Raw genomic sequence first — 14,334 nt, forward strand, 5'->3', positions numbered from 1 at the left:
CTGTTTACTTCGTCGGGTCGTATGAGGGTTGTGGTTAGTTGTAATTGCTAGGCTTTTGCCTAACGTCGCGCAGCATTCCCGACATTTCAAGCCGCTGCCAAAAGTTCGGCATTTCCACCGTAAAAAAACCTTGGTCACGGGATTCCAGCAAGGCTTTTTCGCCGCCGGTCATCAAGCGGATGTCTTCGACCTGGAGCAGAGGCCGAGCTTGTTCCACCAGGTTGTCGCCCGACCCGTTCACCTGGTTGTTGTTGACGTTCAGGCCGCGCACCATCACCGAGGTTTTGCCTGAACGGTGCTCGATCTCTTTGAGTGTCTGATCATCGGGCAAGCCGCGATAGATTGTGTGCGCGACGGCCTTTTTCCAGAGACGAGCAGTCTCGCGCCCGTAGCGGGACTCAATCTGCGCTGCGGCATTCTGAAATACGCCGAGGAAGTTGATGCCGCCTTCGCGGTAGAGCGTGAGAATTTCGTGGAAGTTCGAGACGTAAAGCTGTCCCCATTCTTCACCAATGACCAGCGCGCGCAGTGGACCACTTGCCGTAGCAAAACGCTGGATCAAGGCCGCCGCCATCGCGCCGACGAAGGTGCGGCTGCTATCGGACGTTGCCGAGCCGATGATGAAAAGCGCAGTCGGGACGGTCTTTAGCTCAGCAGGATCGAAGCTGTTCGAGTTGGTCACACGCCGCGCGGCAGCGCCCGGCTGGAAGGGCTGCAATCGCTCCGTGATCATTGAGGCATAGGCATTCCATTGATTGGTCGATTGCGTAAAGCCTGCAATCTGACGGCACATGCCCGAATGATCCTGCATCCGGTTGTCGCTCGCCCAGAGCAGAAGATCGTCGGCAATTTCATCGGGTGTGCGGGCAAAGAAGTCCCAAAGGCCGCCCGGTGTGCAAGGCCAGCGCTCGGATGGAAAACGTGCTGTGATGGTATTGTAGACCGCGAAGGCGCTGCGAGTGCCTTGTCCTATCCAGCGATGGCTTGGGTTCGGATCGATGGGTACGAGATAGCTGGCTGCATCATAGGCGGCCTCGTTCAGAATGCCGAGCAGCTCAGGGCGCGCTGCAATCTCGATCAAGCGCGAGCTGATATTGTAGCTATCTGTTGGATAGCCATAGAGGCCGCCTGGATTGATAAAGCGGACGCGGTAACCCTGGCGCTCCAGAGCCTTCCATGAAATCCATGCAAGCTCTGCGTCTTTTGGGTCGGTGATGATCTTGGTCAGATGCGCTGTGCGCGGCGATATAAGATTGGGACCGAGGAAACGCGTGAGCTTGCCTTTGCCCGCTTGCGCATCAATGGCGACGGGTTCGGTCCCGTCATAGACAATCGGCTTCCTGTTAAAGAAGCCGAGTTCAATGCCTCTACGAAGGTTTTTGTATTCGCTCGGGTGTTTCATTCGATCAATCCGGAATTGCGCAGTGCATCTTCGTCGTCAAGGACAGAGTGACCGAGCTGGCCGCTCGGGTTCGCGCTCAACATGGCTTTGTGCTGTGCCAGAGCTTGGGATTCCGCCCGCTCTCTGGCGACACGCATTTCTGCCGCGTCCCGCCAGGCGAGACGCTGATGATGGTGGGACTCGAACATCCAGAAAAACTGGATGATCTCGCTTATCTGCCGCATTAGCGGCGCTCCTCATCGTCCCAAGTCGCGAACTCGAAAGGCTGTTTAGGGTTGTCGATCATCGGATGTTTGGGGGCCACCGTCGGCGTGACATCAATAGTTTCCGGCTCGCTCTGTGCTTCCTTGATCTTGGCGATGACGTACTCACCGCCAAGCGCGCCGATGATGTAGCCGCAGACCATCATGTGAATGATCCAGTCCTGTTCGATGCGAACATCGAAGGACTGTGCAAGGGCCGAGAGGAGAACCGGAAAGGCAAACCAACCGATTATGCCGCGCCCGATAAACCAGCGCGCTTCTTTCGGAGTCACTGTTTCATTGAACAGCCTGCGCGGCTTTGTAAGCGCGAACAGGCAGAAGATACTTAGGCCCAGTGTGAGGACCGCTAGCAGCACATAGATGATAATGCCCATAAACAGCGCCGTGACGCACACCAGCGCCATAGCGATAGAGATGCCATTCGTTTCATTATTATTCTGAGACATAGGACGCTCCCTTAGCGTTCGAGCTGCAGGCCGGAGGACAGATCACGGGCGCGGGCCTGCACTTGCCGCGCCTGCGTAAATTTGAGGAAGCGCCCGACATCACCGCGCAACTCCAGAAGCTGCTCGGCTCGGGCACTTCGAAGGTCTTTGAATTCGGCCTGTAGGACAGCGCGGCGTTCGCGCTGCACATCGATCAGGTCTTGGCGTTCCTGCGCATGGCGCAGCTGCGTTTGCTCGGCCTCCGCCGCATTGGCGCGGCGCACGTCCTGATATTGCCCGGTGATGCGGTGCCACAGGCCGCGCAGGCCTTTGGGCAGACGCTGCGCACGCTCACGCGTTTCCATTTCCCATTGGTTAGTCTGGATCGACGCAAGAGCAGCGCGCTCACTGCGATGCTCTTGCGTCATCGCTGCCTTCTTCTCGCTAAGGGCGGTCGAGCGGCGCTGGAACTGCGTACGGGATTCGTCGATATGACGGCGGATCGCGGGCGTCATGCGTTGCGCGATTTTTGCCTTCGTCTGTTCGACACCAGGCAAGCCTAAGGGGAGTGCAAAGCGCTCTTCGATGTGTCGCGATTTACAGTTCAGGACGCGGGCGAGCGAATAGACCTCGCCTTGGTAATCGACCACCACAAGGCCGCGCCGGTCGCCGACCGCCACTGTAAGGCCGTGCGATTGAAGAGCGCCCATAAACGATTTGAAGTTGTCAGCGCCTTTCCAGCAGGCCTGTCCCACTTGCTTGACCAGACGCGGATCGATGCCCTGGCGTTTTGCCTGCTGCCATTCGGCAAGGGTGAAGTTGGTAGGATCGCGCATAGACGCGTCGAGAAGTCCCTGAGGCATGGTCCACCCATGTTCGAGGTAAAGATCGCGGGAAATTCCGGTGAGCTTGGTTTTGAAAAAGGACATCTGCCGCGCTGTCATGGTGTCGGCGTCGATGCGGCTCCACACGCAATGCGCATGGCGGCGGCCTTCTTTTTCATGGAAGACGACGGCGCGTGGCTGGCCTTCGAGGCCAAGGCGCTCTTCGATGCGCTCGATAGCCGCCTCGAAATCCTCAACTGGCACGCGCGCATCGGCAGGCGGGGAGAGCGAAAGTGAGAACAGATACTGGCGGCACTTCGTGCCCTGGCTGATCGATTCCACTTCGCGGAAGGCGTCACGCAGATTGTCGGACGCGAAGCCGCGCAGCTCATGGACGGACAGATGCTCGTTGTCATCCATCCGCATAAGGTGAACTGCCAAGTCCTGGCCGCCGCCGCGCTGTGAGGCTTTGAGGATCATGCCCGGCCTCCAGTGCGGTGACCAAGCGCCTTAATAATAGCGAGCCGAATGTCGTGCACGGCGGCAAGCGCATCGCGCAGTTCGGCTTCGGTTTCAGGGGTGATTGCGAGCGCACCAATCTCCGCAGCGCGCGCCATATCTTGTAAGGAGCGAAGAAGATCAGAGCGCCCCAGCAGCGCCAGTGCCCGCGCAAGCGCCTCCCTGTCCTGTATGGTTAGGACCTTCCGACGCTTGCGCCCCTCTGGTATCCCGCCGAGAATCTTTGCTTTTATGTAAGCCCCAAGCGGAGCGCCCGCAGCCTCCATAGCTAAGCGGGCGCGGTCAGCCTCGCTCAGACGAATGGAAAATGGAGCAGGTCTGATTGCACGCTTCCGGCCTGCGGTTTTCGCAGGTGTGGACGCAACTGGCTCAACGGCCTTTTCGTAAATGCGGGACAGTGACATGGCCGCACCTCACAGGGAGGGCGGTGTTGGCTTCGCCAACGATGTGTCCTTTAAAATCTGCTCCCAGTGAGCAAGTTCATCGAAAATTTGGTTCGACTGTGCGCCGTCTAGGCGCACCACTTATTTCCCTACATTGAAAACATGATCAGTATAGCTGGTCGCTAGTGCTGTAGGCATGGGCGTTGCTGTGGCTTTTGGCTGGCACTTATGGGCTTGAGCTTGGGCGCGGGATAGGCCGTTGGGGGCTTGTTGATGGCCGCAAACGAGGCGGCTACGTGCGCTAAAGCTTGAGACATGTTGGGGATTTCAAACTGCGCAGTTGGCGCGGTGCTGGCCGTCGAAGTCCGACTGGCGGTTTCTCGATAATACCTCAAATTGATAGGGCGGGGATGGCGCTCAAAACTAAGGGCTACACCGAGGTGCAGCCCTTGAGAAAATGCGTGACGTCTAAACTGGATTAGACGAGCGTTGCGGTGATGGTTTCAAAACCAGGTGCGGTGATGGTGATGGTCTTGCCGTTGAGCGGTAGAGCGCCAATGCGCGCGCCGGTGATGATCACATCGCCAGCCTTGAGTGGGGTGCCGCGCGAAACGGCGTGGTTGGCGAGCCAAGCGAGCGAGCGCAGCGTGCGTTCGGTGGTTGGGCCTTCGGTGACCTTGCCAATGGACGCGCCATCAACCAGCAGATCCATGTCGAGCGTGCCCAGTTCGGCCAGATCGCCAAAGGAGCGGGACTTGCCGAAAATGACAGCGCCATTGCTCTGGAAATCGGCAATACCGGCGAGCGATGGGGTGGCTGCTGGATTGGCAAAGCGGGGTCCGAGGATTTCGATGGCCAGCTGCGTGGTGCCAATGGCGGCGAGCACGTCGTCTGGGCCATAGGTGCCATCAAACGCTGGTAGGTCGCTCTTGAGCGTCACCGCAACTTCAGCCTCGACAAGCAGAGCGGCTTTGGTGTTGAGCGCGATTGCGTCGCCCGCTGGGAAGACGAAGCTGGCAGGAATAGGGGAGGCAAGTGGCTCAGCGTCGGCAGGATAGGGCTGCACTTTCCATGCGCCAATCGGGCCGAGCGCGGCGACGACTTCTGACTGCACCACATAGGCCTCAGCCCGGTCTTTGGGGACTAGGTTTTCGTCGAGGGTTTCGATCAGTGTTCCGGCATTATGCTGGGCAAGCAGAAGATTGGACAAGGCGAGCGACATAGAATTTCCTCGTGGTCTAGCGCGCGGGGGAGCGGGTTTGGCGATCAGAATATGGCCGTTAAGGCCAGCCAGGCGGCGAAGGCAAAGGCTGCAACGACGCCTGAAACGATAATGACTGAAACTATGGCTGTGACCGTGCCTGCGATGACCCATAGGCCATCACGCTGGATGAGCCCGAGCGCCAGAATGCAGATGGCAATGGCGGGGAGCATGTTGCCGAGCGGAATGGGCAGGAACAGCACTATCGCCAGAACGAGCATGATCGCGCCGATGATGTATTCGGCGGGCGGCTTGGTCAGGACAGTGAGGCGCGGGCGCATGAGGCGCTCGGCCTTTGCCAGCCACGGGCCAATTTTATTGAGGATGCGGGCGAAGTCGGCCCGCGCAAACGAGCGGTCAGCGATCAGGGCAGGCAACCAAGGGGCGCGGCCCAGCATGAGCTGCGCGGCCAGAAACAGCAGCGGCGCACCCAAAACGCCCGAAACGCCGGGTGGCACGGGGATGGTGTTGGGGACGGCGAAAACAAAGAGCATGGCCGCAATGGCCCGCTGGTCGAGTTCGGCTAGAAGATCGCGAATGAAGATGCGGTCACGGTCGGTGCGGTCCGCGATCCGCTGCAGAGCGGTAGAGAGGCTATAGGCTTCGTCGGTAACGCGCGCGCTGGGATCTTCATTCAACATTGGCAATCCTTGGCCGAAAGGAGGAGCGCTGTAAGATCAATACCCTACAGCGCGCCAAAAGATTAGTCCTCTTGTTGCCCGGTCAGGCTGAGCAGCAGTTGGAAGATATTGATGAAGCTGAGGTAGAGCGAGAGCGCTCCCATCACAGCGAGCTTCTGATTGCCTTCAACGCCGTTATGTTCGGAATACTGGTCCTTGATCGACTGGGTATCCCAAGCCGTGAGGCCGAGGAAAACCAAGATGCCGATGATCGAGACCGCGAACTGCAGGACGCTCGAGCCGAGGAAAATGTTGACGATCGAGGCGATGACCACGCCGATCAGACCCATGATCAGGAAGGAGCCGAACTTAGCCAAGTTCGCCTTGGTGGTGTAGCCGTAAAGGCTCATCACGCCGAACATAGCAGCGGAGATGAAGAAGGTGCGGGCAATGCTCGCGCCGGTGAAGTTGAGGAAGATCGAGGCCATGGAGAGGCCCATGATGCCGCAGAAGGCCCAGAACATGGCCTGTGCCGCACTGGCTGAGAGCGTGTTGATCTTGAACGAGAAGAACATCACGAAGCCCAGTGGGGCGAACATCACCACCCACTTGAGCGGCGACGAAAAGATCGGGACATAGAGCGCTGGCGTGTTGCCAACGAAGAAGGCAACCAGCCCGGTGATGACCAAGCCCAGACCCATATAGTTATAAACGCGCAGCATGTGCTGGCGGAGGCCTTCGTCAAAAGCGGCGTTGCTCTGGGTCGCGGCCGCAGTGCCCCACCGCATATTGGGCTGAGATGACATCTTATTGGTACTCCATTCAAATATGCTTTCAGCGCGTGTGAGCGCCGCAATCACTGGTTTTGGTTTATCTCGTGAATTGACAAGGGCATAGGCTAAAGGCGCGCGGAAGTTCAGAAATTTGGATTTTCCGGCGGCACGCGCTGTGTCACGCCATTTCAGACCCTTGCTTACGCGAAATTGAGCGCTTTCATCTGCTGGTAGAGCGTTCGGAATTGGCCGTGGCGGGCAGCGTAAAACGCTGAGTTGGCGGCATTGGGCACAAAGGTTTTGTCGAAGTGGACGAGACTGCGGACGGCCGCAGGCAGGGAGGCGAAAACCTGGCTGCCAACGCCAGCGATAATTGCCGCCCCGAGCGCTGCGGTGGCGTCGCCGCTGGCGCGCTCAAGCGGGATGCCCAAGACATCGGCGCGAATTTGACACCACAAATCGGACTGTGCGCCGCCCCCGCCAATGCGCAGGGTTTCGGGTGTGAGATCGGCTGAGCTGATGAGGGCTTCAAGCGCCCAGCGGGCTGAGTGGGCGACCCCTTCGAGCACGGAAATTGCCATGTCTCCCGGCGTGGTGGCCGAAGAGAGATTGGCGAAAACACCGCGCGATTGCGCATCCCAGATCGGGGCGCGTTCGCCTGCCAGATGGGGAAGGAAAAGCGGGGTTTGGGCGGTGATGTCGACATCTCTCGCCAGTGCCGCCAACTCGCCGATGGGGCGATTGAGGAGGCCCGAAAGCCAGGTGAGCGAAGCGCCACCCGACTGAGTGGGGGCAGCATGCATACGAATGCCCTGATAGGGCGGGAAGAGAATGACGCCGGGGGTTGGCACAATTGTGTTGGAGACAATGCCCATCACTTCGCTGGTGCCGGATTGGTACATGGCGTCGCCGTGTTCAGCGACGCCGCAGCCGAACATGCCTGCCCAAGCATCCATGGCGCCAACGCAGACGGGTGCACCGGCGCCGGGAAGTCCGGCGCTCACCGTGCCGACGACGTGTTCATAGGAAAAGAGCGGGGGGAGGCGCGCCTCGGCGCCGGGGAGCAGATCGAGCAGCTCGGAGACATAGGCGCCAGCCTCGTTGACGAGGCCGACAGCGGCCACAGGATCGGACGCGAGTGCGCCTGTGAGTTGGAGAGCAATGTAGTCTTTGGGGAGCAGGACCTGCCAAGTCTGGTTCCAAACTTCAGGTTCGGTGCGGGCAATATAGGCCATGCGCGAGAGAGCGTGGCTGGCGTCAATCGGCACGGGGCCGCCGAACCATTTGGTTTTCTGTTCGGTGGTGACGGCGGCGTCGACCTTGGCGGCATCGGTGGCGGCACGGGTGTCTTGCCATGTGAGGGCTGGGCGCAGTGCCTTCCTGTCTTTGCCAACAAACACATGAGAGTTGACCTGCGAGGTGAGGCCAATGCCCGCTAGCTCAGACAAATCCGCGACCTTGGCAAATTGGGCGAGGGCGGCGAGGACACTTTCCACCCAAGTATCGGGGGATTGCTCGGCTTTGCCGGCCTCTGACCGATCCATTGGGTGGGCGCGCGAAAAGCTCGAAATTTGCTGGCCGGAGGCATCAATGAGGATGGCTTTGGTCGCGGTTGTCCCGACGTCAATACCGATTAGGGTCAGGGCCATGCTCGTCTCCGTCCAATTCGCTACTTGCTCAGCGCTATTTGGCTCATATAGTGCCCCCACCACAAAGGAAAACAACCGTAGGCAATTGGTTTGCCTCCGGAAATTATGTGGAGGGAATTTTTCCAATGTCGCGCACAAAGCTCGCCGTATCCGGCTTGGCTCTTACGCTTGCAGTTTTGTCTTCGAGTGCCGCATTCGCCGCGAGCAAGGTGGCGATTGTCACCCCTTATATGGCGCAGCCGGGCACGCAATTTTACGTTGAAGCGTTCCAAGACTATGCCGAGGGGCAGGACTGGGATGTCAACGTCATCGACACTGCAGGCGATGTCGCCGCTGTCATCAGCCGCATTGAAGATCTCGTCATTCAGGGTGTTGATGCCATTGTGATCAACGTTGACCCGGCACAGGTGACCGCAGGGCTGCAGACCGCCAAGGACGCTGGCATTCCGGTGTTCGGCATGGATGCGGGCGCAGATAGCCTGCTTGTGACCAATGTGACCTCCAATGGCTACGCCATGGCAGCGGAAACCTCGACCTATGTTGCTGATCGTATCGGCGGCGAAGGCAATGTGGTGATGTTCATCTTTGAAGCCTTCCCACCGGTGCAGGTGCGTGGCGTAGTGGCGGATGCCGTGTTTGGCAACTTCCCCGATATCAAGGTGATCGACCGCGTAACCCCAGACGTGTCGGACGGCGGTATCGCCGATAGCCGCGCCAAGATGGAAGCAATCCTTGCGGCAAACCCAGAGCCAGGCAGCATCAAGGCTGTGTGGGCGGCTTGGGATCAGCCAGCACTGGGCGTGCTGCAGGCGATTGAAGCGGCTGGTCGCGAAGGCGAAGGCATCATCATCACCGGGATCGACGCCAACCCACAGGCCAAGGAAGCGATTGCTGCTGGCGGCAATTTCGAAGCTTCGGTGGCGCAGGACTTTGCGGGGATTGGCGCGGCAACCGCAGACGCAGTTGCGCGTGTTCTTGCCGGCGAAGACATCCGCCAGTCGGCGATTTATGTGCCAACCAAGCTCGTAACTTCGGCAAACGCTGCCGAATAAGTTGCGCGGGCTCAAATTTCCGCGTTAAGGGAGTGGCCATTATGGCCTCTCCCACTCCGCTTCTTTCCGCGACCCGAGTTACGAAATCCTACGCGGGCGTGCCTGCGTTAAAAGGGGCGGACCTTGTGGTCGCTCCCGGCGAAATCCATGCGCTTATGGGCGAAAATGGCGCGGGGAAATCGACGCTCATCAAAATTCTCGCCGGGGTGGTGACGCCCGATAGCGCTGAGATCCGTGTTGATGGCGCGCTGGTGAGCATCGAGGGTACTAAGGCGGCCTATAATCTGGGCCTGCGATTTATCCATCAGGAATTCAATGTTGTGCCGACCCTGTCGGTGGCCGAGAACATTTTCATTGGCCGCGACTATCCGCGCCGGGCGGGTGTTTTTGTCGATTGGGCTGCGCTGAACTCGGAAGCGCAACGGGCGCTGACGCGGCTGGGGATCGACCATATTGATCCGCGCCGCACGCTGGGCGAGCTGTCGCTGGGCGATCAGATGTTGGTGCGTATTTCGGCGGCGCTGCTCGATGACGCCAAGGTCTATGTGCTCGACGAGCCGACGGCGGCGCTGACGCGCGACGAGAGTGAGAGGCTATTCAAGGTTTTGCGCGAGATTCGCGCATCGGGCAGCTCGGTCCTTTATGTGTCGCACCGGCTCGATGAGATTATGGCGCTGTGTGACAAGGCCACGGTTTTGCGTGATGGCACCTCCATCGACAGCGGCGCGATGAGCAATATTACGCAGGACGATCTCATTGCCATGATGATCGGACGGCGGGTGGACGAGGCTTTCCCAAAGGCGGTGTCGCAGCCGGGCGAGGGCGAGGCCTTTGCGGCTCAAGGGCTGATGGCCAAGGGTATTGGAGCGATTGAATTTGCGGTCCGTCCCGGGGAGATTTTCGGCATTGCCGGGCTTTCCGGTTCGGGGCAGGGCGAATTGATCCGGGCGCTGTTTGGCGACCAGAAGATCACGAGCGGGCGCTTAACCCTCGACGGAGTGGCTTATGCGCCGAAATCGCCGGGGGCGGCCTGGGAAGCGGGCGTTGCCTATGTGCCACGCGAGCGACGGGCTGAGGGGCTGTTCATGCAGCGCCCGATCTATGAGAACATTACCGTTGCCCATTTGAAGCGCCATAGCGCGGCGGGGGTGTGGCTCAAGCCGGGGCATGAGAAGGCCTATGCGAGCGAAACCGGCGCGGCGATGCGCTTGAAGGCGGCCAGTGTTGGCCAGCCCGTTTATGAGCTCTCCGGCGGCAATCAGCAGAAGGTTGTCTTTGGTCGCGTGGTGGCGGGGCCGCCAAAACTGCTGCTCTTGGAAGAGCCGACGCGCGGCGTCGATGTGGGCGCCAAGTTTGATATTTACACCATCCTGCGCGATCTGGCTGCCAAGGGCACGGCCATTATTCTGGTGTCGACCGATCTGCCTGAGCTTTTGGGCATGAGCGACAGGATCGCGGTGATGCGCGAGGGGCAGTTCGACACCATTGTCGATGCCGAGGAGCTCGCCGAAGACACTCTTATCAATCTTTGCTACGGCCGGGCCTCCGGCGTGAAGGTGGCCTAATATGCAGCACATTCGTCGCTACGGCACGCTGATCGGCTTTATCGCTATCGTTCTGTTCTTCTCGATCATGCTGCCGGGTACATTCCCGACCGCGCGCAACTGGCTCAATATCACCCAGCAGGTGTCGATGTTGATGGTTGTGGCGGCGGGCATGACCATTGTCATGACCATGGGGGATTTTGACCTCTCGGTGGGCTCGACTGCCTCGCTGGCGGGGATTGTCGCCGCGCTGATGATGGCGGCGGGGATGCCGGTGAGCATGGCTGTGCTCGGGGCGCTGGCGATTGGCCTGCTTGGCGGGGTGGTCAATGGCGTGATGGTGAGCTTTGTCGGGATTTTGCCCTTCATCGCGACGCTGGCGACGATGACGATGTTCTCAGGGCTGGCCTTTGTCGTCAGTGGTGGCAAGACGATTTCGGGGCGGGCCATTCCGGAAGAGTTTGGCACATTTGCGCGTGGGGGCATTCCGCTGGGCGAATGGGGCGGGGTGGCGATCAGCCTGCCGAACCTCTCCATTATCGCGATTTTGGTGGTCTTTGCCGTGTGGGTGCTGCTGGAGCAGACAACGTTCGGTCGTCGCCTCTATGCCATTGGCGGGAATATGGAAGCGGCGCATTTGGGCGGCATTCCGGTCAAGCGGTTGCGCACGATTGCCTTTGCGCTCACCGGTTTTGCTGCGGCGGTGGGGGGCATTATGTATGCCAGCCGCGTGGCATCGGCCAATCCGGTGCAGGGCTCGGGGCTGATGCTCAATGCGATTGCGGCGGTGTTTTTGGGCTCGACCATGTCGCGCCATGGTGAGCCGCGTATTCTGGCGACAGTCGTGGGCGTGTTGGTGCTCGGGGTGTTGGACAATGGGCTGACGCAGATGAGCGTTGATAGCTATATCCGCCAGATTCTGGTGGGGGCGCTCATCTTGCTGGCGGTGGGCATGGGCTCGCTGAGCAAGGCTCGACGCTGAGCCAGCGCAGACACGAACCAAACGCCGCGTTGACGATGCGGCGTTTTTTGTTGATTGCGGGGCAGTTGGCGGCGTTGTGGGCGGCAAAATGATGGAAGCCTGTGGACAGCGAAAAAACTTGTGTTCACACACGCGTCTAGCAATTGCGAAGCGCGAAATGATGCCCTAGAAAGCGGGTGTTCGCAGACGTAAGGCGAGCAGGTTGCCCGGGTAGCTCAGTTGGTAGAGCAGCGGATTGAAAATCCGCGTGTCACTGGTTCGATTCCGGTTCCGGGCACCACTTTTTCCCTCACAAAATTCAAAACGTTTCAAGCGATGCCGGTTTTGGCGTTTGTGCGGCTTTGCGCCTAGAAATGGGTCTGCATTTGGTGGCGTAGGCGCATGGCGAGAAGCAGGCCGCGGGACGCCATAAAGCTGACGAGGGCGATCCAAAGGCCGTGGTTATGCCAGAGCGGGATGATCGTGGCGGTGAGGCCGAAGAAGATCAGGGCCGACGCGAACATCATGTTTCGCAGATCGCGCGACCAGCTGGCGCCGATAAAAACACCATCCATGAGGAAGGCGAGGAGGCCTGCAATCGGGATGAGCAAGGTCCACCAATAATAGGTTGAGATAAGCTCGGACACCGTTTCGTTCGGCGACATGGTGGAGATGAGGACATCTTTGCCAAGGAGCAGAACAGCGACATAAATTGCCGTCGCTATGGCGCTGAATTTGGCGGCCAGAGCAATGGCGGCCTTAAAGCCCGCTGCATCGCGCCCGCCGACAAAGCGGCCCGAAAGCTGCTGGGTTGCTGTCGCCAGCCCATCCATCACCGCGCCGGACATATAAAAGACGGTCATCAACACGGCATTGGCAGCCATGACGTCAGGCCCGAAACTCGCGCCGATGCTGGTGAACGAGGCCAAGACGATAATGAGCGCGAGTGAGCGCAGAACCATATCGCCATTGACGAGCAGCATGCGACGGACCGCTGTCCAGTTCGGCACGGCGGCAAAGGCGCGTCGCCAATTTGGACGCAGTTGGGCCGTGAGCAGTGCGGCTCCGAAGAGTGCGGTGAGCGTTTCCGCGCAAACAGTGGCAAAGGCCGCGCCTTGTAGTCCCCAATTCAGATGCCAGACGAAAAAGATCGAGAGGGCGATATTGCTCAGGTTGAGCACGAGTTGCAGAGCGAACCCCTTGTGCATCTCGCCTCGCCCGAGCACCCAGCCGGTGAAGCAATAGGTGAGGAGCAGCATGGGCGCTGACCAAACACGAATGCTGAAATAGGTCGCTGCGGCTGCGCGGATCTCGTCGCTGAGACCCATCAGGCCGAGTCCGAGATGCTCAGCGGGAACCTGCAGTCCGATGGCGAGAAGGCCCAAGGTGAGGGCGATGACAATGGCCCGGAGGGGAACGGCCAGGGCTTCGCTGGTGTCTCCGGCGCCAAGGGCCTGAGCGGTCATGCCTGTGGTGGAGGAGCGCAGAAAGTTGAGGCTAAAAAAGAGGAAGTTCAGGAGGATATTGGCGGCGGCGACGCCGCCGAGCAATGCTGTGTCGCCAAGGGGCGCGAGTACTGCCAGGTCAACCGCACCGACGAGCGGCGTCGACATCGACGCCAACATGACGGGGGCGGCCATGACCAAGAGCGTGCGTGCAGTGACTTGTGGCTGCCGGCGGTCATGCATGTGCTCGAAGTCCAAAATCGCTAAATTGGTCGTGTGGTCATATCACCTGATAAAAACTTGCCATATAGTGGGTTATGGTTTTCTTTTCGCTGGCTGTGCTGGGCAAGAGCGCGTATTTTGCGAGCTGGACAAAAGAATTTGGGGGCGGGGATGGCAGATAACGGTGGAAGCGCCGGTGGTGTGAGTCAGTTATCTCGCCGTGTTGAAAAGAGTCCAACGCTCGTCGAGGAAGTTACCACTCGACTATTAGCCGATATTCGCACTGGCAACTTGCAGCCAGGCGCGCGCCTGCCAACCGAACGCGAAATGATGCAGCAACTGGGCGTGTCACGAACAGTGATCCGCGAAGCCGTTGCGCAATTGCGTGCGAGCGGCGTGGTGACGACGCGTCAGGGGCTTGGTGCCTTTGTGTCGGCCGGTGCCCATCACCGGACTTTGCAGATTTCTCCCAATGACATGAAAGTCGTGGGCGACCTGATCAATTTGAATGAGCTGCGACTGGCGATCGAGGTCGAGGCGGCAGCGCGTGCGGCGGCACGGGCCAGCGCTGAAAGCATAGAACGCCTGCGCACAGCTCTGGACGATATTTCTGCAGCGATTGATCGCGGTGAAGACGGCGCCGAGGAAGATTTCCGGTTCCACCAAGCGGTAGCGGAAGCATCTGGCAATCCACATTTTCCTCGAACCCTGGATTTCCTCGGCCAGTATAGCGTGCCGCGCCGAGCGACCAATGTTGGGGGCGTGAAAGACGCGTCCTATCTCAGTCGACTTCAGAACGAGCATCAGCAGATTTTTGATGCGATCAACGATGGCAATGCCAATGCTGCGCGTGATGCGATGCGCCAGCATCTCGAAGCGAGCTTGGCGCGGCTAGGGCGGTTGGCGCAGCAGGCACTCTAACGTCGAGCGGACGACGATGCTGGCTGAAACACCGTTTTCTGGGGCTTGAGATCGGGTCGTCGTACAAGTA

General features: G+C 59.4%; 14 protein-coding genes and 1 tRNA gene. 5 read left to right on the plus strand and 10 right to left on the minus strand.

The genetic code is table 11. The annotated features are described in order from the left end of the window. Positions 1-34 precede the first annotated feature (34 nt). The 9 genes from HKD40_RS08925 to HKD40_RS08965 all read right to left on the minus strand — a co-directional run bounded on the left by HKD40_RS08925 (position 35) and on the right by HKD40_RS08965 (position 8,119). On the minus strand, positions 35-1,402 hold the full coding sequence (locus HKD40_RS08925; protein ID WP_169195388.1) for a type IV secretory system conjugative DNA transfer family protein: 1,368 nt from the start codon (positions 1,400-1,402) through the stop codon (positions 35-37). After that, positions 1,399-1,626, minus strand: a complete 228-nt coding sequence (locus HKD40_RS08930) for a hypothetical protein (RefSeq protein WP_169195389.1) — start codon at positions 1,624-1,626, stop codon at positions 1,399-1,401. Before HKD40_RS08930 ends, HKD40_RS08925 begins: the two co-directional genes overlap by 4 nt. Beyond that, positions 1,626-2,111, minus strand: coding sequence for a hypothetical protein (locus tag HKD40_RS08935; RefSeq protein WP_169195390.1), 486 nt, complete (start codon positions 2,109-2,111; stop codon positions 1,626-1,628). Before HKD40_RS08935 ends, HKD40_RS08930 begins: the two co-directional genes overlap by 1 nt. 11 nt (positions 2,112-2,122) lie before the next feature. Then, positions 2,123-3,394: a relaxase/mobilization nuclease domain-containing protein gene (locus HKD40_RS08940; RefSeq protein WP_169195391.1), complete on the minus strand. Its 1,272-nt coding sequence runs from the start codon at positions 3,392-3,394 to the stop codon at positions 2,123-2,125. Further along, positions 3,391-3,837, minus strand: coding sequence for a hypothetical protein (locus HKD40_RS08945; RefSeq protein WP_169195392.1), 447 nt, complete (start codon positions 3,835-3,837; stop codon positions 3,391-3,393). The genes HKD40_RS08940 and HKD40_RS08945 overlap by 4 nt, the downstream gene beginning before the upstream one ends. A 457-nt stretch (positions 3,838-4,294) precedes the next feature. Then, on the minus strand, positions 4,295-5,038 hold the full coding sequence (locus HKD40_RS08950) for a fumarylacetoacetate hydrolase family protein (RefSeq protein ID WP_169195393.1): 744 nt from the start codon (positions 5,036-5,038) through the stop codon (positions 4,295-4,297). A 44-nt stretch (positions 5,039-5,082) separates the two neighbouring features. Further along, entirely contained in the window at positions 5,083-5,718 is a 636-nt protein-coding gene (locus HKD40_RS08955; protein WP_169195394.1) for an exopolysaccharide biosynthesis protein, read from the minus strand. A gap of 62 nt (positions 5,719-5,780) precedes the next feature. Then, positions 5,781-6,503, minus strand: coding sequence for a Bax inhibitor-1/YccA family protein (locus tag HKD40_RS08960; RefSeq protein WP_169195395.1), 723 nt, complete (start codon positions 6,501-6,503; stop codon positions 5,781-5,783). Between the two features lie 167 nt (positions 6,504-6,670). Continuing rightward, entirely contained in the window at positions 6,671-8,119 is a 1,449-nt protein-coding gene (locus HKD40_RS08965) for an FGGY-family carbohydrate kinase (protein WP_169195396.1), read from the minus strand. Between the two features lie 125 nt (positions 8,120-8,244). Between HKD40_RS08965 and HKD40_RS08970 the strand changes: the two genes are divergently transcribed. The 4 genes from HKD40_RS08970 (at position 8,245) to HKD40_RS08985 (ending at position 11,977) form a co-directional block, all read left to right on the plus strand. Continuing rightward, a complete protein-coding gene (locus tag HKD40_RS08970) occupies positions 8,245-9,171 on the plus strand; it encodes a substrate-binding domain-containing protein (protein WP_169195397.1) in 927 nt (308 codons plus the stop codon). 41 nt (positions 9,172-9,212) lie between these two features. Then, the gene (locus tag HKD40_RS08975) at positions 9,213-10,736 is read left to right on the plus strand and encodes a sugar ABC transporter ATP-binding protein (RefSeq protein WP_169195398.1); all 1,524 of its coding nucleotides are present in this window, start codon (positions 9,213-9,215) and stop codon (positions 10,734-10,736) included. A 1-nt stretch (position 10,737) separates the two neighbouring features. Then, positions 10,738-11,697: an ABC transporter permease gene (locus HKD40_RS08980; protein ID WP_169195399.1), complete on the plus strand. Its 960-nt coding sequence runs from the start codon at positions 10,738-10,740 to the stop codon at positions 11,695-11,697. A 204-nt stretch (positions 11,698-11,901) separates the two neighbouring features. Further along, positions 11,902-11,977 (plus strand) — tRNA-Phe (locus HKD40_RS08985). 67 nt (positions 11,978-12,044) lie between these two features. On the opposite strand, the gene HKD40_RS08990 is transcribed toward HKD40_RS08985, so the two are convergent. Further along, complete coding sequence (locus HKD40_RS08990; protein ID WP_169195400.1) at positions 12,045-13,364, minus strand: MATE family efflux transporter; 1,320 nt, start codon at positions 13,362-13,364, stop codon at positions 12,045-12,047. 180 nt (positions 13,365-13,544) lie between these two features. Here HKD40_RS08990 and HKD40_RS08995 point away from each other — a divergent pair, with 180 nt between their 5' ends. Then, on the plus strand, positions 13,545-14,264 hold the full coding sequence (locus HKD40_RS08995; RefSeq protein ID WP_169195401.1) for a FadR/GntR family transcriptional regulator: 720 nt from the start codon (positions 13,545-13,547) through the stop codon (positions 14,262-14,264). Positions 14,265-14,334: the final 70 nt, after the last annotated feature.

The sequence above is a fragment of the Devosia sp. MC1541 genome (genome assembly GCF_012847305.1).
Taxonomy (GTDB): Bacteria; Pseudomonadota; Alphaproteobacteria; order Rhizobiales; family Devosiaceae; genus Devosia.

Coding starts and splice junctions, on each gene's coding strand:
- HKD40_RS08980 (WP_169195399.1), top strand. CDS start 10,738: ATGCAGCACATTCGTCGCTACGGCACGCTGATCGGCTTTATCGCTATC.
- HKD40_RS08935 (WP_169195390.1), bottom strand. CDS start 2,111: ATGTCTCAGAATAATAATGAAACGAATGGCATCTCTATCGCTATGGCG.
- HKD40_RS08965 (WP_169195396.1), bottom strand. CDS start 8,119: ATGGCCCTGACCCTAATCGGTATTGACGTCGGGACAACCGCGACCAAA.
- HKD40_RS08930 (WP_169195389.1), bottom strand. CDS start 1,626: ATGCGGCAGATAAGCGAGATCATCCAGTTTTTCTGGATGTTCGAGTCC.
- HKD40_RS08950 (WP_169195393.1), bottom strand. CDS start 5,038: ATGTCGCTCGCCTTGTCCAATCTTCTGCTTGCCCAGCATAATGCCGGA.
- HKD40_RS08940 (WP_169195391.1), bottom strand. CDS start 3,394: ATGATCCTCAAAGCCTCACAGCGCGGCGGCGGCCAGGACTTGGCAGTT.
- HKD40_RS08975 (WP_169195398.1), top strand. CDS start 9,213: ATGGCCTCTCCCACTCCGCTTCTTTCCGCGACCCGAGTTACGAAATCC.
- HKD40_RS08970 (WP_169195397.1), top strand. CDS start 8,245: ATGTCGCGCACAAAGCTCGCCGTATCCGGCTTGGCTCTTACGCTTGCA.
- HKD40_RS08945 (WP_169195392.1), bottom strand. CDS start 3,837: ATGTCACTGTCCCGCATTTACGAAAAGGCCGTTGAGCCAGTTGCGTCC.
- HKD40_RS08960 (WP_169195395.1), bottom strand. CDS start 6,503: ATGTCATCTCAGCCCAATATGCGGTGGGGCACTGCGGCCGCGACCCAG.
- HKD40_RS08925 (WP_169195388.1), bottom strand. CDS start 1,402: ATGAAACACCCGAGCGAATACAAAAACCTTCGTAGAGGCATTGAACTC.
- HKD40_RS08990 (WP_169195400.1), bottom strand. CDS start 13,364: ATGCATGACCGCCGGCAGCCACAAGTCACTGCACGCACGCTCTTGGTC.
- HKD40_RS08955 (WP_169195394.1), bottom strand. CDS start 5,718: ATGTTGAATGAAGATCCCAGCGCGCGCGTTACCGACGAAGCCTATAGC.